General features: G+C 59.2%; 18 protein-coding genes. 6 read left to right on the top strand and 12 right to left on the bottom strand.

The window, feature by feature from the left end:
- Positions 1–7: 7 nt before the first annotated feature.
- Complete coding sequence (locus ACR0FB_RS05310; protein WP_480488456.1) at positions 8–769, top strand: Phenylacetic acid catabolic protein; 762 nt, start codon at positions 8–10, stop codon at positions 767–769.
- Positions 770–1,023: 254 nt separating this feature from the next.
- Here ACR0FB_RS05310 and ACR0FB_RS05305 read toward each other — a convergent pair whose 3' ends face one another.
- Complete coding sequence (locus ACR0FB_RS05305; RefSeq protein ID WP_480490817.1) at positions 1,024–2,115, bottom strand: zinc ABC transporter substrate-binding protein; 1,092 nt, start codon at positions 2,113–2,115, stop codon at positions 1,024–1,026.
- Between the two features lie 57 nt (positions 2,116–2,172).
- On the opposite strand from ACR0FB_RS05305, the gene ACR0FB_RS05300 reads away from it, so the two are divergent.
- Genes ACR0FB_RS05300 through ACR0FB_RS05290 form a run of 3 tightly spaced genes read left to right on the top strand, consistent with a single transcriptional unit; the run spans position 2,173 to position 4,225 of the window.
- The gene (locus tag ACR0FB_RS05300; protein ID WP_171119062.1) at positions 2,173–2,685 is read left to right on the top strand and encodes a Fur family transcriptional regulator; all 513 of its coding nucleotides are present in this window, start codon (positions 2,173–2,175) and stop codon (positions 2,683–2,685) included.
- A gap of 2 nt (positions 2,686–2,687) precedes the next feature.
- A complete protein-coding gene (locus ACR0FB_RS05295) occupies positions 2,688–3,428 on the top strand; it encodes a metal ABC transporter ATP-binding protein (protein WP_480620383.1) in 741 nt (246 codons plus the stop codon).
- Positions 3,428–4,225 (top strand): metal ABC transporter permease, encoded by a 798-nt coding sequence (locus tag ACR0FB_RS05290; RefSeq protein ID WP_171637225.1) that lies wholly within the window; start codon positions 3,428–3,430, stop codon positions 4,223–4,225. The genes ACR0FB_RS05295 and ACR0FB_RS05290 overlap by 1 nt, the downstream gene beginning before the upstream one ends.
- 124 nt (positions 4,226–4,349) lie before the next feature.
- On the opposite strand, the gene ACR0FB_RS05285 is transcribed toward ACR0FB_RS05290, so the two are convergent.
- The 8 genes from ACR0FB_RS05285 to ACR0FB_RS05250 form a co-directional block, all read right to left on the bottom strand.
- Positions 4,350–5,423, bottom strand: a complete 1,074-nt coding sequence (locus tag ACR0FB_RS05285) for a BMP family ABC transporter substrate-binding protein (RefSeq protein WP_171637080.1) — start codon at positions 5,421–5,423, stop codon at positions 4,350–4,352.
- A 31-nt stretch (positions 5,424–5,454) separates the two neighbouring features.
- The gene (locus tag ACR0FB_RS05280; protein WP_171232333.1) at positions 5,455–6,375 is read right to left on the bottom strand and encodes an ABC transporter permease; all 921 of its coding nucleotides are present in this window, start codon (positions 6,373–6,375) and stop codon (positions 5,455–5,457) included.
- Between the two features lie 3 nt (positions 6,376–6,378).
- Positions 6,379–7,461 (bottom strand): ABC transporter permease, encoded by a 1,083-nt coding sequence (locus tag ACR0FB_RS05275; RefSeq protein ID WP_171637078.1) that lies wholly within the window; start codon positions 7,459–7,461, stop codon positions 6,379–6,381.
- 63 nt (positions 7,462–7,524) lie between these two features.
- Complete coding sequence (locus tag ACR0FB_RS05270; RefSeq protein ID WP_171723876.1) at positions 7,525–9,042, bottom strand: ATP-binding cassette domain-containing protein; 1,518 nt, start codon at positions 9,040–9,042, stop codon at positions 7,525–7,527.
- Complete coding sequence (gene xdhC, locus ACR0FB_RS05265) at positions 9,039–9,974, bottom strand: xanthine dehydrogenase accessory protein XdhC (protein ID WP_480620381.1); 936 nt, start codon at positions 9,972–9,974, stop codon at positions 9,039–9,041. The genes ACR0FB_RS05270 and xdhC overlap by 4 nt, the downstream gene beginning before the upstream one ends.
- A complete protein-coding gene (gene xdhB / locus ACR0FB_RS05260; protein WP_480620379.1) occupies positions 9,974–12,376 on the bottom strand; it encodes a xanthine dehydrogenase molybdopterin binding subunit in 2,403 nt (800 codons plus the stop codon). The genes xdhC and xdhB overlap by 1 nt, the downstream gene beginning before the upstream one ends.
- Complete coding sequence (gene xdhA / locus ACR0FB_RS05255; protein WP_480620377.1) at positions 12,373–13,734, bottom strand: xanthine dehydrogenase small subunit; 1,362 nt, start codon at positions 13,732–13,734, stop codon at positions 12,373–12,375. The genes xdhB and xdhA overlap by 4 nt, the downstream gene beginning before the upstream one ends.
- Before the next feature lie 180 nt (positions 13,735–13,914).
- Positions 13,915–14,079 (bottom strand): hypothetical protein, encoded by a 165-nt coding sequence (locus ACR0FB_RS05250; RefSeq protein ID WP_209835362.1) that lies wholly within the window; start codon positions 14,077–14,079, stop codon positions 13,915–13,917.
- Between ACR0FB_RS05250 and dnaE the strand changes: the two genes are divergently transcribed.
- Together dnaE and ACR0FB_RS05240 are read left to right on the top strand one after the other, a co-directional pair.
- Complete coding sequence (gene dnaE, locus ACR0FB_RS05245; RefSeq protein ID WP_480620375.1) at positions 14,078–17,578, top strand: DNA polymerase III subunit alpha; 3,501 nt, start codon at positions 14,078–14,080, stop codon at positions 17,576–17,578. The genes ACR0FB_RS05250 and dnaE overlap by 2 nt on opposite strands.
- Before the next feature lie 168 nt (positions 17,579–17,746).
- Entirely contained in the window at positions 17,747–19,585 is a 1,839-nt protein-coding gene (locus ACR0FB_RS05240) for an amidohydrolase (protein ID WP_209835360.1), read from the top strand.
- Positions 19,586–19,892: 307 nt separating this feature from the next.
- Here ACR0FB_RS05240 and ACR0FB_RS05235 read toward each other — a convergent pair whose 3' ends face one another.
- The 3 genes from ACR0FB_RS05235 to ACR0FB_RS05225 form a co-directional block, all read right to left on the bottom strand.
- Positions 19,893–21,194 (bottom strand): alpha/beta hydrolase, encoded by a 1,302-nt coding sequence (locus tag ACR0FB_RS05235; protein ID WP_171723870.1) that lies wholly within the window; start codon positions 21,192–21,194, stop codon positions 19,893–19,895.
- 20 nt (positions 21,195–21,214) lie between these two features.
- Entirely contained in the window at positions 21,215–22,045 is an 831-nt protein-coding gene (locus tag ACR0FB_RS05230) for an efflux RND transporter periplasmic adaptor subunit (RefSeq protein ID WP_171723869.1), read from the bottom strand.
- A gap of 90 nt (positions 22,046–22,135) precedes the next feature.
- On the bottom strand, positions 22,136–23,494 hold the full coding sequence (locus ACR0FB_RS05225; RefSeq protein WP_480620373.1) for a metal-dependent hydrolase family protein: 1,359 nt from the start codon (positions 23,492–23,494) through the stop codon (positions 22,136–22,138).
- Between the last annotated feature and the right edge of the window lie 37 nt (positions 23,495–23,531).

Raw genomic sequence — 23,531 nt, 5'->3', positions numbered from 1 at the left:
AGGATCAATGACCGACGCCATGACACTTGACAGCTATCTGGCCGCAGGCGGAGTGCTGACCAATCCGACCAACGTACCCCCGCGTTACCGCGCCGAGCTGATGAAACTGATGGCTACGTTTGTGGACAGCGAACTCGCAGGTGCCGCAGGCTTTGCTGATGTCATCAACCAGGGCCCCGGCATAAAGGAACGCATCGCGGCGGCGAAGATCGTGCTGGAAAAGACGGACCATGCGGACCGGGTTCTGAAAATCATGGGTGAGTTCGGCGCCGACACGGATCGTTATGCCACGCATCACCCGTGGACTGCCCGGTTGGATCGAAAAGCGGATATCGGCGCAACCCGCAGCGAACATGACATGCGGCTTGCGGTGTTCAATTATCCGATTTCCGGTTGGACTGATGCCGTCGTCATGAACCTGCTGATGAGCCGTGCCGTGGCTGAGCAACTGGCCGAGTTCTCGACCGTCTCTTACCAGCCACTGGCCGAGGCTTTCCGGCAGATCGCACCGATCGAGGCACATCACGGCGAACTGGCGTTGGAAGGCGCCGTGAAGCTGGTTGAAAACGGAGAGTCGCAAGACATGCAAGACGCAGTGGACTATTGGTGGCCACGCGTAGCGGTGTCTTTCGGGAAGGATGACCCGAAACGATTTGAGCATCTGAGATCACTTGGCCTGCGCCACAGCACCAACGCTGCCCTACGGGAACGGTGGACGCGGGCCGCGGAGGCAGCCCTGAAAAGGTTGGGTTTGAAATCACCTTCCTGAAAGAACTTCTCAAGGCGCGAGACCAATCAGTTTCCGAGGCGATCCGACAAGCACGTTGGTGATTGCGACGTGTTCCTGAAGGTTTGTTTGGTTGCAACACGCTTGGTCGGAGAGGCGGCAGTGCCCGGTTTCCTTGGCACCGCCGTAGAGTATGAAGAGGTTGCCGTTTTTTTCGGTCGCCGAGTTGATCCGCCCCGTCTCCTGAAAGGTTGAACCCGGCCAGTTTCTCAACCTAAGCCGGGTTTGCAACAGGGCTAGAGACACTCGGCCAAGGTTCTCGCCATGTTGAGAATGACTTGCGGGTAGAGATCGGCTCCGGGTTCCAGATCAGAGCCCAGCGGATCGATTACGCCCGTTTTGGCCTCGGTCCCGTCCAGCACGGTTTTGACGATGCCGGGGTTGAACTGCGGCTCGGCGAGAACGCATTTGATACCTTCTTCGCGGATACGGCTTTGAATCTCGGCGATACGAGCCGGGCTCGGGTCCGCGGCGTCGGCGATGGAAATCGCACCTGCGGCCGGAAAGTCAAATGCATCCTCGAAATACTGGTAGGCGTCGTGGAATACGACGAAGCTTCCTCCGCGAACCGGTCCAAGCGTCTCGGCCACTTGTTCAGACAGCGCGGCCATTTCAGCGCGCGCGGCTGTGGCATTGGAAAAATATGCACCAGCATTGTCCGGGTCGGCAGACGACAGCTGCGCGGCGATCAGGTTCAGCCAGGTTTCTGCATTCGTCGGTGAAAGCCACGCATGTGGGTCGTGCGCGCCATGCGCGTGATCATGATGCTCATCGTGCTTTTCGTGATCTGCATGTTCTTCGTGACCGTGATCATCATCCTTGGCGTGGTCGTCGTGATCATGCTCGTGGTCATCATCCTTTGCATGGTCGTCGTGACCATGTTCATGATCATCGTGATCGTGCCCGTCGTCTTCGATGTGCTCATCATCATGATCATGTTCGTCTTCGCTGCCATGATCGTGTGCCTCGAAAACAGCGCTTTCGCGGAACTCCAGAAGAACCGTACCATCCGCGTTAAGAAGGGACGTGACCGTCGCACTGTCGGCAAGGGTTTCGATGGCACTTTCCATCCAAGGTGTCAGGTCTTCTCCTACCCAGAACACCAGATCGGCATCCTGCAATGCGGCCGCCTCGGACGGGCGCAGGTTGTATTCATGAGGCGAGGCACCGGGTGCGACGATCAGGGCCGGTGTTCCGACGCCGTCCATAACCCGGGAAACGAGCGAGTGGATCGGTGCGATATCAACCGCGACGTTCGGAACGTCCGCGATGGCCGTTCCTCCCATCAATGCAACCGTGATCGAAACTGGAAGAAGCTTTCTGGACATCAGACCCTCTGTGTGATTTTATAACGTTACGAGTGGCAATACATGATATGAAATAACATGACAAGCGATACGAATCCTGTCTCTGTCGATGAGGCGGCCCCGGTCGGGTTTCAGGAACATGACCATCAGAGTTGCGTCAAAACTGCGTTGGTATCCGCCGAGGCGCGCTGCAAGGGCGAGGGGCTGCGCCTGACGCCGGTTCGCCGCAAGGTCTTGGAAATGCTGCTGCAAGAGCATCGGGCCCTTGGTGCCTATGCAATTCTTGACCGCCTGCGAGAGGAAGGGTTCGGGTCTCAACCTCCGGTCGCCTATCGGGCGCTTGATTTCCTTGTTCAAAACGGGTTCGTTCACAAGATCGAGCGGCTGAATGCATTTGTTGCCTGCTCTCATCCCGGCGCGTCGCATTCGCCGGCATTCATGATTTGCAGAAAATGCGATGCTGTTGCCGAGGCGCAGTCCACGCCGGCCAAAGGTGTTCTGGGTGCCGCTGCGCGCGCAGCGGGTTTCGAGATCGAGCGAACGGTTGTAGAAGCCGAGGGACTTTGCCCCGACTGCACCGAAAAGGCCTGAAAATGACGCTCGTCTCAGTCGAGAATCTCAGTGTTCGCTATGGTTCAAACACTGTTCTCAGCCATGTGGACATGGCTGTCGAACCCGGCGAGATCGTCACCATCGTCGGGCCGAACGGGTCGGGCAAAACCAGCCTGTTGCGCGCCATCATCGGTGCGACCAGGCCAAGTACCGGGCATGTATCGCTGAAACCCGGATTGAAGATCGGGTACGTGCCGCAGAAACTGCACGTGGATCCCACGTTGCCAATCTCGGTCGAGAGATTCATGCGACTGACCGACCGTGTCTCCGGCCGTCAGTGCGTCGAGGCATTGGAAAAAGCGGGCGTCCCGGATCTGTTGAAACGTCAGATGTCGCAACTGTCCGGCGGGCAGTTTCAGCGTGTGTTGCTGGCGCGGGCGTTGATCAACCAGCCTGACCTCCTGCTGCTGGATGAGGCAACCCAGGGGCTGGACCAGCGCGGATCGGCGAGTTTCTATCAGCAGATTGAGGCCGTGCGCCGCGAAACCGGATGTGCAATCCTGATGATCAGTCACGAATTGCACGTGGTCATGAGCGCCTCAGACCGGGTGATTTGTCTGAACGGCCATGTGTGCTGTGAAGGATCGCCGGCGGTGGTCGCTTCGGCACCCGAATACCGGGCCTTGTTCGGAACGGGAACAGGCGGTGCGCTTGCCCTGTACCGGCACGAGCATGATCACCACCACGACCATGATGCAGATCCTCAGGAAGCGGCGGAATGATGCTTGACGATTTCATGATGCGTGCAACGCTTGCAGGTATTGGCGTTGCGTTTGCGGCGGCACCTCTTGGATGTTTCGTAGTGTGGCGCCGCATGGCGTATTTCGGTGATGCAACCGCACATGCCGCGATTCTGGGCGTGGCCCTGTCACTGACCTTTCAGATGTCGATCTTCACCGGTGCGCTGGCTGTTGCGTTGATTATGGCGCTGACGGTCACTTTGTTGGCGGGTCGTGGCTATGCGATGGACACGCTGCTGGGGGTTATGGCGCATTCCGCCTTGGCTTTCGGTCTGGTCGCCGTTTCGTTTTTGTCCGGCGTCCGCATTGATTTGATGGCATATCTGTTCGGCGATATTCTTGCGGTATCCCGTTCGGATCTGCTTGTGATCTGGGGCGGCGCGGCGCTTGTCGTGGCGCTGATCGCTTGGCGATGGGCTCAGCTTTTGACGGCCACATTGAATGAGGAACTGGCCTATGCCAGTGGGTTCGACCCGAGGCGGGAACAGTTGATTCTGACTCTGTCTCTGGCGGTAACCGTGGCTGTTGCGATCAAGGTCGTGGGGGTATTGCTGATTGCGGCGATGCTGATCATTCCCGCGGGAGCGGCACGAAATCTGGCCCGATCGCCCGAATCAATGGCGTTGATAGCGGCAGCAATAGGCGCGATTTCCTCAGTTGCGGGGTTACGGGCAGCTTATGTGTTCGATACTCCGGCGGGGCCATCGATTGTCTGCGTCGCCGCAGTCTTGTTTGCCTGTCTCAGCGTGGTGGGGTGGCGAAGGCAGGGCAGGGCGTGATGGATCTGAGCTCGATTGCGCTGACGAGGTAAACTCATTCGTTGTTCGGCACTTCAGGTGCGCACAGCACAAAAAAGGGCCCGCACACGGATTGCGGGCCCTTTCCGTTCCTTAACGATACAGCTTACTGCGGAATTTCGCCTTCCAGCCCTTCGACATAGAAGTTCATGCCTGCCAGCGTGCCGTCGTCAGCGGTTTCGCCTTCAGCCAGCCAGTCGCTGCCGTCCTGCTTCTTCAGCGGACCGGTGAACGCGTGATAGCTGCCATCTGCAAGCGCCGCCTTCAGGGCCAGCGCCTCTTCCTTGACATCTGCGGGAACCGCGTCCGAAATCTCACCGATTTCAACCATTCCTGCTCCGATACCGTCCCAGGTGTTGGAAGACGTCCAGGTCCCGTCCATTACCGCTTTTGTCCGCGCGATGTAATAGGGGGCCCAGTTGTCGATGATCGATGACACACGCGGAAGCGGTGCGTACTCGCTCATGTCCGACGCCTGACCGAAGGTGATCACATTGCCGGCTTCTTGCGCTGCTGCCTGCGGCGCTGTCGAATCGGTGTGTTGCAGGATTACGTCCGCGCCCTGTTCGATCAAAACAGTGGCGGCGTCAGCTTCTTTCGCCGGGTCGAACCATGTGTAGGCCCAGACGATCTTGAACTCGACATCCGGGTTCACCTTCTTGGCGTGGATATAGGCCGAGTTGATGCCGCGGATCACCTCGGGGATCGGGTAGGAGCCGATATAGCCGATGATGTTCGACTTGGTCATTTTACCGGCGATGTGGCCCTGAACCGCGCGACCTTCGTAGAAACGGGCCGAGTAGACCGAGACGTTGTCGGCGGTTTTATAGCCGGTTGCGTGCTCGAACTTCACGTCCGGGAATTTCTTGGCCACGTTGATGGTCGGGTCCATGTAGCCAAACGAGGTGGTAAAGATCAGATCCGCGCCTTCCAGCGCCATCTGGGTCATCACACGCTCGGCATCCGGGCCTTCGGGAACGGATTCAACGAATACGGTTTCAACCTTGTCGCCGAACTCTTTTTCAACGGCCTGCCGGCCCTTGTCATGTTCATAGGTCCAGCCGCCATCGCCGACCGGGCCGACATAGACGAAACCGACCTTGGTCTTGTCTTCGGCCATGGCCCCCGAGGCCAGACCCAGCGCCATGGCGGCGCTCGTCAGAAGTGCAGTGAATTTCATGTGTTACTCCCCAAGTTGGTACTGTTGGCCCCTAGTGTGAGGCATGGAAGGTCCGGCCCAGCGAGGCAGGTGCGCTGCTCTTGTCGGCCGAAAGGATCACAAGCACAAGGATCGTGATGATATAGGGCGACATTGCCAGATACTCGACGGGAATGGCAACGCCTGCCGCCTGCAAATTAAGCTGCAACACGGTAATGCCGCCGAACAAATAGGCACCCAGCAGGACACGCCACGGCTTCCAGCTTGCAAAGACAACAAGGGCCAATGCGATCCAGCCGACACCGGCGGTCATGCCCTCGGTCCACTGCGGCACGCGGATCAGGCTGATATAGGCCCCGCCCAGACCAGCGCAGGCGCCGCCAAACATGATGGCCAGAATGCGGATCTTGATCACCTTGTAGCCCAGCGCATGCGCGGCATCGTGGTTTTCACCGACTGCCCGCAGGATCAGGCCAAGACGGGTGTATTTCAGCACCGCCCAGACGGCTGCCGTGATTGCGATGCCCACGTACAGGATCGGGTCATGTTGAAACAGGATCGGACCGACAACCGGAATATCGCTGATCAGCGGAATATGGATGTCGCCCATACTGGGGGGTTTGATCCCCACATAGCTTTGCCCCATCAACGCGCTGAACCCCAGACCAAACAGGGTCAGTGCCAGACCACTGGCCACCTGATTGGCCAGCGCAAACTGCGTGAGCAAGACGAACAGCAGCGATAGAACAGCGCCGCCGATCGCAGCAGCAACAAAGCCCAGCCAGGGCGAGCCGGTCTCGACCGAAATCGCGAAGCCACTGATCGCACCGACAATCATCATGCCTTCGACGCCGAGGTTCAGAACGCCTGCTTTCTCAACGACCAGCTCTCCGATCGCGGCAAGCAGCAAGGGGGTCGCGGCCACCATCAGTGAAGCGACCAGAAGTACGGGATTGATTTCACCAAGGTCCATGGGTCACGCCACCTCGTTACGGGCCGCACGGATGCGGTAGTTGGTCAATAGGTCGAAGGCCAGCAGGAAGAACAGCAGCATGCCCTGGAACACCTGAATGGCAGCGGCAGGCAGGCCCAGCTGAGACTGCGCGATTTCACCACCGATATAGGTCAGCGCCATCAGGCCACCGGCCAGCAGAATGCCCACAGGGTGCAGACGGCCCAAAAAAGCCACGATGATGGCAGTGAAACCGTAGCCCACGTTGAAATCGATGCTGACCACGCCTGAAGGGCCGGAAACCTCGAACATGCCTGCAAGTCCTGCAAGCGCGCCGGACAAACCCAGACAGAACAGGATCAACCGGGCCGGGTTCACACCCGCAAATTTCGCGGCGCGCGGTGCTTCGCCGGTCAGGCGGATGTGAAAGCCCAGCATGTGCCGGTTCAGCAGGACATAGGCAAAGATCACTGCGATCAACGCGGTCACAACACCCCAGTGCATGCCGGAACCTGCGATCAACTCGGCATTGTGCGCACTGTCATAGGATTGCAGATTGCGGGACCCCGGAAAGCCGAACCCTTCGGGGTTCTTCAGCAAACCCAGAGAAACCGAGGCCAGCATCTGCTCGGCCACGTAGACCAGCATCAACGAGACGAGAATTTCGTTGGTGCCGAAACGCACCTTCAGGAAGGCGGGGATCATCGCCCACAACCAGCCGCCGAAGGCGCCGGCAATCACCATGATCGGAAAGATATAGAAGGCGTCCAAAGGGTAAAAGGCCAGCCCGGCACCCGCCCCGAAGATGGCGCCCATGATATACTGTCCCTCGGCCCCGATGTTCCAGATGCCTGCACGAAAGCCCAGCGACAGACCGATGGCGATAAGCACCAGCGGAGCGCCTTTCACCAGCAGCTGCGGGCGGTAATAAAAGGCAAATTCACCAAAAAGAGGTTCCCAGAAGATGGTGCCGATGGCTTCAACCGGATTCTTGCCCAGTATGGCGAACAGTACTCCGCCAAAAAACATCGTCGCCAAAACTGCAATCAACGGCGTCGCATAAGACCAGACCCTGGAAGGCTGAGGACGTTTCTCCAGCACAATCATCAGCTCGTTCCCCTGACTTCTTCATCTTTTCTCAAATACTCTCGCCGAAGGCGGCCCAACAGATCACACATGCGCCACCTCCATTCCGTGGGCACCGCCCATCATCAGCCCGATTTCGTCTACTGTCAGTCCGGTTGTCGGACGTGGTGCACTCAGGCGGCCCTCGTTCAGCGCAGCAAAGCTGTCCGAGATTTCCATCAACTCATCCAGATCCTGAGAGATGCAGACAACCGCCGTTCCCTTTGCCGCCAGGTCGAGAATGGCTTGCCGGATGGCCGCCGCCGCTGCGGCATCCACGCCCCAGGTTGGCTGGTTCACCACCAGCACATCCGGGTTTTGCAGCACTTCGCGTCCGATCACGAATTTCTGTAGGTTCCCCCCGGACAAGGACCGCGCCGCGTTGTCCGGGCCGGGTGTCCGGACGTCAAAAATCTCGATGATCTTCTCCGCAAAGCTCTTGGTCTCGGCCCATTTCAGAAAGCCGTTGCTTTCCAGACCCTCTCGAACCGACCCGGTCAACAGGGCGTTTTCGGTCAGGCTCATGTTCGGGGCGGCGGCATGGCCCAGCCGCTCTTCGGGCGCGGTCAACACGCCAAGTTTGCGTCGCGCGGTCGGACCCAGCTTGCCGATCGCCTGACCGTTGAACTTGATCGCGTCGGCAGATGTCAGGATTTCACCGGACAGAACGCCCAGCAATTCATCCTGCCCGTTGCCCGCAACGCCGCCAATGCCCAGAACCTCGCCCTTGCGGACGGTCAAATGCACGTTGCGCAATGCGGTGCCGAATTCTGACGGAGAAGGCACCGACAGCCCGCTGACATCCAGCGTCACTGCGCCAAATTCACGCTCCGAACGTTCCGGGGTTTGCAGGGCCGTTCCCACCATCAGCTCGGCCATGTCGCGGGCCGAGGTCTCAGAGGGGACACACTCGCCCACATTCTTGCCCAGACGCAGGATCGTGGCGTGATCACACAGGGTCCGTATCTCTTCCAGCTTGTGCGAGATATACAGGATCGACGTGCCTTCGGACCGCAACTTGTTCAGCGTCTCGAACAGGATCTCGACCTCCTGCGGGGTCAACACCGAGGTCGGTTCGTCCATGATCAGCAGTTTCGGGTCTTGCAGGAGGCAACGGATAATTTCAACACGCTGGCGTTCCCCGGCGGACAGATCGCCGACAGTGCGGAACGGATCCAGCGGCAGGCCATAGGTTTCGGACACTTCGCGGATGCGCGAGGCCAGATCACCCATGGCCGGCGGGTTTTCCATCCCCAAGGCGATGTTCTCGGCCACGTTCAGCGCGTCAAACAGCGAAAAATGCTGGAACACCATCGCAATTCCGTCAGCCCGCGCGGCGCGGGGTTCAGGCGGCGCAAAGGGCTGACCGCGTAACAGCATGGTGCCACTGTCAGGTTTCACCAGCCCATAGATCATCTTGACCAACGTGGATTTCCCGGCCCCGTTTTCCCCCAACAAGGCGTGAACTTCGCCCTCACCGATATCAAAGGACACCTGGTCATTGGCCACGACACCGGGATAAGCTTTGGTCAACCCTTGCAGGCTCAGCAATGGAGTGGTCACGCGCTCAGGTCCTTCTTCAACTCATTCTGCCGGGCCGGGCGCAGCAGTTGCGCTGCGACGCCCACGGCGATCATCTGCGGGTGTTTGCCCAGCGACGGGTCACCAATCGGGCAGGTAATCCGGCTTATCCGGTCGGGCGGATGCCCAAGAGCCGCCAGCCGCGATCTGAACCGCGCCCATTTGGTAGCCGAGCCGATCAGTCCCGCAAAGCGGAAATCGTGCAAAAGCAGCCTGTTGCACAGTTCTAAATCCAGATTGTGTGAATAAGTCAGCACAAGGTGCTCGGCATTGGGCGGTGCATGTCGCACAAGTTCGGCCGGTTTCGTCGCTGGCAGATCGGTCACGCCTGCAGGAATCACGTCTGGAAAGCGCTCGGGGCCGGTATCGACCCAAGTGATCGCAAGATCGGGCAGGGGGGACAGAACATCCACCAGCGCCCGTCCGACGTGACCTGCGCCCCAGATCCACAGGTTTCGTGCCGGTTTATGCACCGGTTCGATCATCCAGCCGTCGGTCAGGCGTGTTTCAGGTGCAATACCCTGACTGCGTGCTGCCGCCAGCACTCGCTTGACCGAAAGAGGCACGGCGCCACCGGATGCTGATCGTGCAATGATCGTATCATCCAGCGTTTCAACCTTCTTGAGATCATAGACTTCGCTGAACAACGAGACCGCTCCGCCGCAACATTGGCCCATGTCCGGTCCCAGCGTGTGATGCGTCAGGCGCGTGGCGACTGTTTGCGATCGTGCGGCCTCTGCGGCCTGGTATTCCAGCGTACCACCACCGATGGTTCCGCTTTGCCCGTCCTTCCAGACCAGCATCGCAGCACCCACCTCGCGCGGGGACGACCCTTTGATCCCGGCGATGACCACCCGAACCACTTTCCCGTGGGTTTTGACCGCCTCCCTCAAAGCCTCAAGGTCAAATCCCATCAGGTGCCTCCTTTCATCCTCTGGACCCCGCGCCAAACCTCTTCGGCCGTGGCCGGAGCGTTCAGGGCCGGGTATCTGTCTCCGCAGGCGGCAACCGCGTTCGACAGCGCCAGCCAGGCCGAGATCCCCAGCATGAAAGGCGGCTCGCCCACAGCTTTCGAACGATAGATGGTGTCCTCGCGGTTTTCGCCATCCCAAAGCCTGACGTTGAAGATGTCCGGCCGGTCCGAGCAGGCCGGAATCTTGTAGGTCGAGGGCGCGTGCGTGCGCAGGTTGCCCGTGTCATCCCAGACCAGCTCTTCGGTCGTCAGCCACCCTGCACCCTGTACATAGCCGCCCTCAACCTGACCTATGTCCAAAGCCGGATTCAGCGACGCGCCCGCGTCATGCAGGATATCCGTTCGCAGAATTCGGTTTTCACCGGTCAGAGTGTCCACCGCCACCTCGGTAACGGAAGCGCCGTAGGCAAAGTAAAAGAAAGGGCGACCGCGCCCGGCGATCCTGTCCCATTCGATCTTGGGCGTCTTGTAGAACCCGGTCGTCGACAGGCTGACGCGCCCCTGATAGGCCAGTGCGGTGGCTTCGGCGAAGGTGTAGCGTTCTTCTGAGACCGAGACATGCCCATCCGAGAACGTGACCGTTGATGGATCGGCCTGATGACGTTCCGCAAGATAGGCGGCCATCCGGTCGCGGATCGTGTCGCATGCGGCCTTCACCGCCATACCGTTCAGGTCACTTCCCGAAGATGCCGCCGTCGCAGACGTGTTCGGTACTTTCGCCGTGTCGGTTGCGGTGATTTTCACCATCTCCAACGGTATGCCAAAGCGCGACGCTGCGACCTGTGCGACCTTCTGGAACAGGCCCTGGCCCATCTCGGTGCCACCGTGATTCAGGTGGACTGATCCGTCCTGATAGACATGCACCAGCGCACCCGCCTGATTGAGGTGGGTCAGCGTGAACGAGATACCAAACTTGACCGGAGAAAAGGCGATGCCCTTTTTGATTACACTGTTCTCGGCATTCCATTTCGCGACAGCGGCCTTGCGCGCGGCATAGTCGCTGGATTTCAGCAACGCCTCGGTCATGCCGTGCAGTTCGAAATCGCTGACCTCCATCCCATAGGGTGTGGTGTTGCCGCCGGCAGGCAGAGGACGCACCGGTGCGTCACCCATTTCAACGGCGCCGCGGCTGGTCAGGTCTTCGTGCGGATCGGGATGCCCCAGTGGTTTTTCTGTCGGTGTGCTCTCGGCCACGGCGTGCGCGGGTGCATAGTAATTCCGGCGGCGCAGCTCGACGGGATCCAAACCCAGCGTATGCGCGGCATGGTCCATGACCCGTTCGATGCCGACCATGCCTTGCGGGCCGCCGAACCCGCGATAGGCGGTGGCAGATTGGGTGTTGGTCTTCAAGCGGTGGCTTTCGATCCGGGCGTTCGGCAAAAGGTAGGCGTTGTCCGAGTGCAGCATCGCCCGGTCGGCCACGGGCAGCGACAGGTCCTGCGCCCAGCCGCAGATCGCATAGTGGTGGAATGAGACGCCCTGTATATGGCCATGCTCATCGAACCCGGCCTTGTACGAAATGCGGAAAGCGTGGCGCTTGCCGGTGATGATCATGTCATCGTCACGGTCATAGCGCATCTTGCAGGCCTTGCCGGTTGCGCGGGCGGCCACGGCGCAGGCCACTGCCAAAGCGTTGCCCTGACTTTCCTTGCCGCCAAACCCTCCGCCCATGCGGCGGGTCTCGACCCGGACGGCGTGCATCGGAACACCCAGTGCGTCGGCCACCTTGTGCTGAATCTCGGTCGGGTGCTGGGTCGAGGAATGCACCAGCATATCCGCACCTTCATTCGGAACGGCCAGCGCGGCCTGACCTTCCAGATAGAAATGCTCCTGCCCGCCCAATTCGAACGAACCTTCGATCACATGCGGCGCACTGGCAATGGCCGCATCCGTATCACCCTTGGCATAGATGCGTGGACCGTCTTCAAACCGGCTGTCGGCGGCCAAGGCGTCCGCGATCGTCAGGATCGGCGTTTCCTCGGCATAGTCGACCTTGCCCAATCGCGCCGCTTTGCGGGCGGCCAGATGGCTGGTGGCGACAACCAGGAACACGGGCTGGCCTATATAGTGCACCGTGCCGTCCGACAGCAGCGGCTCATCGTGGATCGAGGGCGAGACATCGTTGGCGAAAGGCAGGTCCTCTGCCGTCATAACCATCACGACACCCTCGGCGTTTTTGACAGCCGACAGATCCATTGCGGTGATCTTGCCCTTGGCGATCGGGCTCAGGCCAAAGGCCAGGTGCAGCGTGCCCTTGGGTGTCGGGATGTCATCCACGTACCGCGCCGCGCCCGAAACGTGCAAAGGGGCGGCGTCGTGGGGCAGGGCTTGCGTCACACTCATGCTGACACCTCCAGCACATTGGTGATCTCGCCCTGATCTTCCAGGAAATACCGTTGCAGCATCGCCTTGGCGGTTTCCAGTCGATACAGGGCCGAGGCGCGCATATCCGTGAGTGGCGAAAAGTCGTCGGCAAAGGATGGCAGCGCGGCGTCAACGGTCTTGCGCGTCCACGGTTTGCCGACCAAAGCGGCCTCGACATGGGTTGCCCGTTTCGGAATAGCAGCCATGCCACCATAGGCGATGCGCGCCTGTGTGACGCTGCCCTCCGAAACGGTTATGTTGAAACAGCCGCAGACGGCCGAAATATCCTGATCGAACCGTTTGCTGAGCTTGTAAGCCTTCAGGCGATCTGGCTGGCGGGGGAAGCTGACGGCTTCCACAAACTCGCCCGGAACCCGATCCTGTTTGCCGTAGTCGATGAAGAACTCTTCCAGCGGGATCGACCGCCGCTCGTCGCCCTTGCGCAGATGCAGCGTCGCCCCCAGCGCGATCAGCGCGGGCGGGTTGTCCCCGATGGGCGAACCGTTTGCGATATTGCCGCCCACGGTGGCCGCATGGCGCACTTGCACGCTGGCATAGCGGCGGATCATCTCGGCATAGGACGGATGCAGATCGGCCATCGCCGCGCCGATGCGATTCATGTCGACCATTGAGCCAAAGCGGACTTCTTCACCGCTGAGCGTGATCTTCTTCAAATCATCACAGCGGTTAAGGAAGATCACCGGGTCCAGTTCGCGCAGTTGCTTGGTGACCCAAAGGCCCACATCGGTCGCACCAGCGATCAGAGTCGCATTCGGGTTCTCGGCATACACGGCGGCCAATTCGTCGGATGAGGTTGGCAGCATGCGCGAAGCGGCAATCGTTGCAGGTGGTTTATCTTTGACCCAAACCGGAACGGGCTGTTCCTCGGCCGCTTTCGCTGCGCGAATGATCGGCGCATAGCCGGTGCAGCGGCACAGGTTGCCTGCTAGCAAAGTGTCATGGTCCGTTGCACCGTTCGTGTGCCCGGCCACCATCGACATGACGAAACCGGGTGTGCAGAAGCCGCATTGCGAACCGTGCAGATCAACCATTGCCTGCTGAACCGGGTGCGCTTCGCCATTCGGGCCGCTGGCGCCTTCAACCGTGCGCACCGCTTTGCCGTGCAGCTGCGGCAGAAACAGAATGCACGAGTTCAGTGCCTTGGCGCCTTCGTCATCCGTCACCATCACGGTGCAAGCCCCGCAATCGCCTTCGTTGCAGCCTTCCTTGGTGCCGGTCAGGCCGCGATCTTCGCGCAGCCAATCCAGCAGGGTGGCTGTCGGATCGATATCAGCCAACTCCACTGTCTCTCCGTTCAGAAGAAACGTGATGTTCATTCGAGAAACCCGTCGCCTTACCCGGTTGCGCCCTTGTGGCCCTCCTTCGATGCGACGTAGAAAGAGTGGCGGGCGAATTGCTTGCCATGAGATGTTAGAAACAGCGCGGCTTGTCTGGCAAGAAAAACCGCCTCTGTTATACACCATTAGACGTATACGGCCTGAGACCGCCTTTTCTGATTAATGGGCAGCCACTTGTAAATAAAGCGGTTTTTGATTGCGACGCCCAGTCAATCCCGAAGCACCTTCTGAAAAAGCCGAATAATCAATGGCGATTTTTTTGCGGCAAACGCAACGCGGTTCAGTCTTTTGCCGCGCAGCCGGCTGGGGTAGCTTGGGCGTCATGAGCAGTTCTCCACGATTCATCCACCTCCGCGTTCACACTGAATATTCCCTTCTGGAAGGCGCCGTGCGGCTGAAAAAGCTGCCGGGCCTGTGCGAGAAGATGGAAATGCCGGCGGTCGCCGTGACGGATACCAATTCGATGTTTTCGGCGCTGGAATTCGCGGTCACCGCAAGCGGCGCCGGGGTACAGCCGATCATGGGGTGCCAGGTCGATCTGACCTATGTCCAGGCCCAGCCGGGCGAGAAGCCGAAGATGCCCGCGCCTCTGGTGCTGCTGGCGCAGTCCGAGACCGGGTACGAAAACCTGATGAAACTCAGCACGTGTCTCTACGTGGACAAGGGCGGGCAACTGCCTCAGGTCACTTTGGAAGAACTGGCCGACCGATCTGAAGGGTTGATCTGCCTGTCCGGTGGACCTGACGGCCCGGTGGGAATGCTGCTGCAACAGGGTCAGCGCCCGGCGGCCGAAGCGTTGGTCGATCGGCTGGCGGCAATGTTCCCCAACCGGTTTTATATCGAGCTTCAGCGCCATCCGGGTGAAGATGGCCAACCCGAGGCCGAGCGCCTGACAGAACGCGGCCATGTCGAGATGGCCTATGCCAAGAACCTGCCGCTGGTCGCCACGAATGACGTCTATTTCCCGACGCCGGACATGTACGAAGCGCATGACGCGCTGATCTGCATATCGGAAGGGGCCTATGTCGACCAGCAGGAAGGCCGCCGTCGTCTGACGGCGCAGCACTACTTCAAGTCACAACAAGAGATGGCGACCCTGTTCGCCGACTTGCCCGAGGCCATCGAAAACACCGTCGAGATCGCCAGACGCTGCGCGTTCATGGCCTATCGACGCGACCCGATCCTGCCGAAATTCGCGGATGACGAGGTGGCCGAGCTGCGGCGCATCGCCAATGAGGGCTTGCAGAAACGTCTGGCCGTGATCCCGCATGCGGTGACGCCCGAGGAATACCAGGAACGTCTGGATTTCGAACTGGGCATCATCGAAAGCATGGGTTTCCCCGGCTACTTTCTGATCGTCGCGGATTTCATCCAATGGGCCAAGGATCACGACATTCCGGTCGGGCCGGGGCGGGGCTCGGGCGCGGGCTCGCTGGTGGCCTATGCGCTGACGATCACCGACCTTGACCCGCTGCGCTACAGCCTGCTGTTCGAACGCTTCCTGAACCCCGAACGGGTCTCGATGCCCGACTTCGACATCGACTTCTGCATGGATCGCCGCGAAGAGGTGATCCGTTACGTGCAGCAGAAATACGGCCGCGACAAAGTGGGTCAGATCATCACCTTCGGCGCGCTCTTGTCCAAGGCCGCAGTGCGCGACATCGGGCGGGTGCTTCAAATGCCATATGGGCAGGTGGACCGCCTGTCCAAGATGATCCCGGTTGAGGGGGTGAAACCTGTTTCCATCGAAAAGGCGCTGAAAGACGAACCCCGCCTGCGCGAGGCCGCGCGCGAGGAAGAGGTGGTCGACCGCCTGCTGACCTATGGCCAGCAGGTCGAGGGGCTGTTGCGGAATGCTTCGACCCACGCGGCAGGCGTGGTGATCGGCGACCGTCCTCTGGATGCGCTGGTGCCGATCTATCAGGACCCGCGTTCGGACATGCCCGCGACCCAGTTCAACATGAAATGGGTGGAACAGGCCGGGCTGGTAAAGTTCGACTTTCTGGGTCTGAAGACCCTGACCGTTATCCAGAACGCGATGGACCTGATTTTCAAATCCGGGCGCCCATTGCACATCGCCGCCGATGGCACCGAACTTTATGAGCCCGCCGAGGGGGCTGAAAACCAGATCAACGCCATCCCGCTGGATGATGAGGCGACGTACAAGCTTTATTCCGCGGCCAAAACCGTGGCGGTGTTCCAAGTGGAAAGCTCGGGCATGATGGACGCGCTCAAGCGCATGAAGCCCACCTGCATCGAGGATATCGTGGCGCTTGTGGCGCTCTACCGCCCCGGCCCGATGGAAAACATCCCCACCTATTGCGAGGTCAAGAACGGCCAGCGCGAGATCACCTCGGTCCACCCGCTGATCGATCATATCCTGGAAGAAACGCAGGGCATCATCGTCTATCAGGAGCAGGTGATGCAGATCGCGCAGGTCATGGCGGGATACAGCCTTGGCGGCGCCGACCTGCTGCGCCGCGCGATGGGCAAGAAGATCAAAGAGGCGATGGACGCCGAACGCCCGAAATTCGAGGCCGGCGCGGCCAAGAACGGCGTGGACGCCAAGAAGGCTTCCGAGGTGTTCGACCTCTTGGAGAAATTCGCCAACTACGGCTTCAACAAGTCCCACGCGGCGGCCTATGCGGTGGTCAGCTATCAGACCGGCTGGCTCAAGGCGAACCACCCGGTCGAGTTCATGGCCGGGGTCATGAACTGCGATATCCACCTGACCGACAAGCTGGCGGTGTATTTCGAAGAGGTCCGCAAGGGGCTGGGCCTGCCCTACGTGCCGCCCTGCGTGAACCGCTCGCTGGCGACCTTCGACGTGGTGGATGGCCAACTGGTCTATGCGCTCGGCGCGCTGAAAAACGTGGGCGTCGAGGCGATGAATCTGGTGGTGCAGGGCAGGGGAGACAAACCGTTCGTCAACCTCTTTGACTTCGCCCGCCGGGCCGACCTGAAGAAGGTCGGCAAACGTCCGCTGGAAATGCTGGCGCGTGCCGGCGCTTTTGATGAGCTCGACAAGAACCGTCGCCGCGTGTTCGAAAGCCTTGACCGTCTGGTGCAGTATTCGGCGGCGATCCATGAACAGAAAAACTCCAATCAGGTGTCTCTGTTCGGCGAGGCAGGCGACGACCTGCCCGAACCGCGCCTGTCGCCGACGCCGGACTGGCTGCCGGCCGAACGCCTCAGCGAAGAATTCAAGGCCATCGGCTTCTATCTCTCGGGGCATCCGCTGGACGATTACATGCCCGCGCTGAAGCGCAAACAGGTGATGACGCTGGACGAGGTGACGGAAAAGGCCCGGTCTGGTCCGTTCATCGCCAAGATGGCCGGGGTTGTCGCCGGGCGGCAGGAGCGGAAATCGGCCAAGGGCAACCGCTTTGCTTTCGTTCAAATGTCTGATCCCACCGGCGCCTATGAGGTCACGCTGTTTTCGGACACGTTGGAGAAGTGCCGCGAGTTTCTGGAAACCGGCGCGCAGGTGGTTCTGACCGCCGAGGCGACGATGGAAGCCGATCAGCTCAAGCTGCTGGGCCGCTCGGTTGGCCCTGCGGATTCCCTTGTGGCCGAAGCCGGAGCAACCGGGTTGCGCATCTTTGTTGACGAAGCGCAGGTCGTACCAACGGTCGCCAAGGTGCTCGAGGACGCCGCCGGGGCGGCGCGCGGGGCCTCGAAGGGGCCGATCCAGCTCTGCCTGATGGCGCCGGGGCTGCCGGGCGATGTCGAGATGGATCTGGGCCAGGACTTTCCGATCAACCCGCAGATCAAGGGCGCGATCAAGTCGCTGGACGGGGTGCTGTCGGTCGAGGAACTGTAGCAGGAAGCCGGGGCTTCGCTTTCAGTCGCCGGGATGGCGGCTTGCGGACACCTCTGGCTGGCCGAAAAATCTTGCAATGCGTGTCTGTCGGGCAATACGCTTTAGCCACGATAGACACGACCATTATTCAGTCGTTTGTTTTCCGATGTATTTGAGAGGGTATTCCTGATGTCACGTTTGCTGAATCTTGTCTGGCTGGCGGGTTTTGCCATGTCAACCAGCGCCGCGACCGCGCAGGAGGCCGCCGACACGATCTATACTGGCGGACCGATCCTCACGATCAACGATGCGCAGCCGACCGCCGAGGCCGTCGCGGTCAAGAACGGGCGTATCCTCGCCGTCGGCGCGCTTGCGGATATCATGGCGCACCGGGGCGACGCGACGGAATTGTTCGATCTTGACGGCCGGGCGATGCTGCCGGGCTTTGTCGACAGTCACGGGCACGTGGTTTTCGGTGGCCTGCAAGCCTTGTCGGCGAACCTTCTTTCGCCGCCGGACGGCGGGGTCACGGACATTGCCAGCCTGCAACAGGCGCTGCGCGACTGGATCGATGCAAACAGGGATGCGGTCGAGAAGGCCGGAGTGATCATCGGCTTCGGCTATGACAACGCCCAGCTAGCCGAGAAGCGCCACCCGACCCGCGAAGACCTTGACGCGATCTCGCAGGAGCTTCCCATCGTGATTGTCCACCAGTCCGGCCATCTCGGCGTGGCGAACTCGAAGACGCTTGAGATTGTCGGCTACGATGCATCGACGCAGGACCCGGCCGGTGGCAAGATTCGGCGGGAAGCCGATGGCGCGCCGAACGGGGTTCTCGAGGAATACGCGTTTTTCGGGACGCTCGTCCCCGTCCTGAAGCAACTCGGTCCGGACGCCTTCGCGGAATTCGCGGTTGCCGGGTCCAAACTCTGGGCGCGTTTTGGCTACACCACGGGGCAGGACGGCCGGTCCTCGGGGTTTGCCGTCGAGTCGCTGAAGGCCATGGCGGCCGACGGCAGGATACCGATTGACGTCGTGGCCTATCCCGATGTGTTGGAAGCCAGGGATTATATTGGCGACAATGTGTCGAAAGAATATGAAAACGGTATTCGCGTGGGCGGTTGCAAGTTGACGATCGACGGCTCGCCGCAAGGCTTTACCGCGCTCCGCGACCGTCCCTACTATGACCCGGTTGGCGACTATCCCGCAGGCTACAAGGGGTACTCGGCGGTGACCATCGAGCAGGTGCAGGATGCCGTGAACTGGTGTTACGAGAATGGCATCCAGATCATCACCCATTCCAATGGCGAAGGCGCGTCGGACATGCTCATTGCTGCGCTTCAGGCTGCGCAGGACAAGTATGGCGATCCGGGCAACCGACCCGCACTGATACACGGCCAGTTCCTGCGCGAGGACCAGGTCGACGCCTACAAGCGGCTGGGCGTGTTCATGTCCCTTTTCCCGATGCACACCTTCTATTGGGGCGACTGGCACCGCGACCACACCGTGGGCCCGGTCAATGCCGAGAACATTTCGCCCACTGGTTGGCTGCTCGAGCGGGGCATGATGTTCGGCTCGCATCACGACGCGCCGGTCGCCTTGCCTGACAGCATGCGCATACTGGATGCCACCGTGACCCGGCGCACGCGATCGGGTGACATTCTTGGCCCCCGTCACCGGGTCGACGTCGCGACCGCGCTCAAGGCGCTGACGATCTGGCCCGCCTGGCAGCATTTCGAGGAGAACGACAAGGGGTCGATCGAGGCGGGCAAGCTTGCCGATTTCGTGCTCCTCTCCGAAGATCCCACCGCCATCGACCCCGAGACGCTGGACGCCGTCAGGATCATGGCGACGATCAAGGAAGACACGGTGATCTACGAGGCGCGCGACGAGGTGAAGAAGGGCGAAATCCGCTCTTCGCCCTTCATGAGCGACCCGGTGTCAGCGCACAACTTTCTTCACGCGATGTATCAGGCAACCGGTGTGGAGAGGCCGTGGCTTCAGCAGCTGATGTTCCGGTTGGAATGAATTCGGGAATCGAGCTGGACCGGGTGTAGTCGGTCGAGGATCCGTAGCGAGAAGCGGGGGCTTTGCCTTCAATCGCCGGGATGGCAGCTATGAGCCCATTGTGCGCATGCGTATTTTGTGCAGCATCAGCGCGAAGGGCGGACATCGGCTGTTCACGGCGCTCGGATCATAGGTCCCGAATGCGGAAAACGGCCTTGATCCGCCGAGACTTGACAACGTCCATTTTCTTACGTTTTTCAATATGGGCGAGCGGCTTCAAAGCGTCTCTCCAAGCCACTCGCCCCCTCCTTTCAGCGATCCATTTTTCTCATTCCGAACCAAGATGCTCTTCTAGGAACACAGCGACGCGGCGAACAGCTTCAGCGGATTCCGGTGTCTCGGAATGACCGTGGAAGCAGTGTTGCATGGCGTCGTGAACATCCAGAATTGCCTCGTGGCCCGCGCTACGCAGGACTCCGTACATGCGTATGCCGTCGCTCATCTGAATTTCCTTAGACCCAGTCTGTACCATCGTCGGAGGGAAATCTCGCCCCTCGAAATTGTCGTACACAGTTGAGTAGCGCGGATCTTGTGCTTTCTCTTCAGTAATTCCCAGCATCGGCCAGACTGAGTCGATCAAGTGATCTACGTTAGTGCGTGGATCGTCGTACCGCAGCGTCCATGTCGAATCGCTGTTGAATGAGAAATCAGTCTGCGGGCTTTGCATTACGGCCGCACCAGGCAGCGCTCCTCCGCGATGCGACATGGCATTTGTCGCCATCGCCACCAATCCGCCGCCCGCGGAACAACCGTAAATTCCGACGTTCTCTGGTTTATAGCCACCGCCCTCTCCGGTCAGTGCATCAAAAACGGCGATCACCTGATCCCGCTGGTCCAAAATGTCCCAGTCGGGGGCTGGCATCAATTTGTAATCGACGGAGGCAATGTCGATGCCCATATGATTGGCAAGTGGTGCTGTCCGGTCAAACGTTGTTTCCGGAGTGTTTCCGTAAAAGGCACCACCATGTGCATGAATGAGTATTTTTCCCGGATGGCGGTTTTCGCTCGGACTGATAATAACCGTTCTAACACCACCTATCTCACGTTCCTCGGTCGACAAGTTGTAAGTCTTTAAAAGTTGTTTGCCGGCGGCCTCCATTGGATCGATCAATTCATCGTGCAACGACTGCCATGCACCGTAGTCCGTTGGGTCTGGATAGCCTTCCCAACTGCTGGTGAGCCAATTGGGCGTCCAGTTAACCATCACCTCACGCATCTCCGGACTAACAAAATCGGGAATATGCGTTGGAAATGTCTTGTTTCGATTTGGATCATTGGGGTCAGCGTTGAAGGTCGCAATGGAAAGAAGACGCCGTACATCTTCGTGACATGGCGCGTTCTGACTTTTCACTTCCAACTTATCGCACGCCTCTTTCAGCGCGGACAATTCTTCGTTCAAGCGCTCGACGGCAGTGGTGCCTCCCTCAGATTTCAGAATCTCGCCGACGCGAGCATAAGCGTCAGACATCAAATTCCAGTGCGATCCGTGGTCTGCTGCTTCAGAAGCGGCAACCGTAGCAAGTCCCGCCAATGCAGCTGAAGCCAGAAACGGAGATGTCCAAGTTTTCATTTGATATCCCTTTCTTTGGATCATTTCGAGTTTTCATAAGACGTGACCAATACCTTCATGCCGGGGCGCAATAGGAATTCAGGATTGGGGAATTCGGCGATGCTGTAGCCAATCCCTGTCTCCGGATCGAATTCAAACGGCGTTGAGATAAGGCGTCCGTGATGTGGAAATTCACTTCCTCCCGGCAGTTCCAGCACCAGAGTCAGGCTGCCCATTACACTGTCGTGGCTTTCGCCCGCGAGGATGCGTTCCTGATGCTTCTCGTACGTTCCCTCCACGCGAACGTGGATCGGATCCAGTTGATACAGGGTTCCGATTTCGGGCGAGTCGGCGACGACGTTTGCATTATCGCGAAACCGCGGCGCACTCATCTGGCCGTCGAACGGTGCGTGGATGAGCTGGAGATCTGAGATAGCCTTGGCCTTTTCCGCATTGAGCCTCTTTGTCTCAACGGTCGCTTCGGCGATTTTGACACGCGCTTCAGCTTGCGCAATCTCAACTTCAGACACAGAATTGGTGCCCAACCGCTTCTTTCTGGACAGGTCAGCCTGGGCCAACTCCAGTTCAGCCACGGCCTGCTGGTGAGCCAACTCACCGATTTTGGCATCCCATTGCTTGAAGACCTGGTCGAAAGTCACCAGTAGATCACCTTCTTTGACGAATTGACCTTCAATAAAGTGGACAGTGTCGATCTGGTTTTCGGCGGCTGCCGACACATCCCAGCTTTTGGCTGGCACAACCACTCCTTCTCCTTCCGCACTGAAAACCCCCGGACCACTGCTCTGTGCGTTCACTACGGCCGCGCAAAGCAAGGTTGTGATCAGTGTGGCTTGCAAAAGCTTTCTTGCCACGGGTCTCTTTCTCCTATGTCCGTTTTTTGGTTCCTCTAATGGTTTTTACAAACGGGCGGGATGGACGAGGTGAACCATCCCGCCCATCGCTCAGTTCAGCGTGTTCTTGTAGATCACGCCGTCCTTCATGATGATTTTTAGATTTGTGTCCGGATCCTTCATGATCTCGATGTTTTCCAGAGGATTGCCATCGACCAGCAATAGGTCTGCATAGGCGCCTTCTTGAATGACGCCCAACGGGCCTTCTGGGTATGGATTCATCTGGCCGGTCAGAGCATTCAGTTCTCCGGCTGTCGAGGTAAACGACTTTAGTGTCCGGAAGTTGCCAATAGCTTCTGAGAAAAACTCGAACTCATCTAGCGCGCGATCATCATATTCGCGACCAGTATTCCACTGGGGAATATGATCTGATGCAAGAACCACTTTCAGATCAGGGTTGTTTTTCATCACTTCCAGCAAGTTTGACGATGCGTCCCGAATAACGCTCCACTTTGCAAAGCTTTCTGGTGGATAAGCCTTTTCAGCCTGTTCTACTGAGATTGAAAACACTGGCGAAAACGCAGTGGACAGAAACATGCCATTTTCAATCATCGTTTTGGCCTGCTCATCGGTCAGATAGGGTGCGTGCTCAATCGACATCACGCCATTGTCGATAGCCTGTTGAAGCGCAGCAGCGGTGTGTGCATGAGACGCGACATAGGTATCCCAGCGCTCTGCCACCTCAACGACTGCTTGGACCTCTTCATCAAGAGGACCTGAATGAAGTGGATCAAACAAACTTGTTACACCGCCTCCGGTGAACAGTTTGAGCTGTACCGCTCCGCGACGGAATGCTTCACGCGCCGCGCGCAGGGTTTCCGCCCGCCCGTCAGCGATAATCGTAACATAATCTTCGTAGAAATGTTGCCGCCCGCCGGCGATATTCGGGTGGGAGTCATTCAATTCACGGAAATCGCCATGACCGGATGTTGTGGTGATCCAGTTTTCTGTGGGATAGATGCGAGGCCCCACCATGACGCCCTCGTCGATGATTAGACGCATGAAATTTGACGGACCACCCAGATCCCGTACTGTGGTAAATCCGTTCATCAGCATCCCTTCGGCACGATCTGCGGCCAACGCACCATGAGCGTAAGGATGCAGCCCGTCGCGCGATTGCGTTTGCACGGGCCCGAAGGTCGAGATATGAACGTGCATATCCAACATACCTGGCATCAGTGTGCGCCCGCCACCGTCAATAACCGTAGCATCCGGCGCGTCGATGGTCTCTGCCGAGACCTGCTTGATAAGGTTGGCCTCGACCAGAACGCTGGCATTCTCGATCCGCGCCTCGTTCATGCCGTCAAAGACATGAACATTGGTGAACAGGGTCCGTGGCGGCGCGTCGTCCTGCGCAAGAGCGGCAGAGCAGGTCAGCGACAAGGCCAGTACTGCTCTCAGGGAAGTCATTGTTTTGATCTTCATCACAACTCTTTCTCTTAACAAT

This window comes from Ruegeria sp. P10, assembly GCF_056534925.1.
The sequence above is the reverse complement of the archived record's forward strand: the minus strand, read 5'-3'. Positions and strand labels throughout refer to the sequence as shown.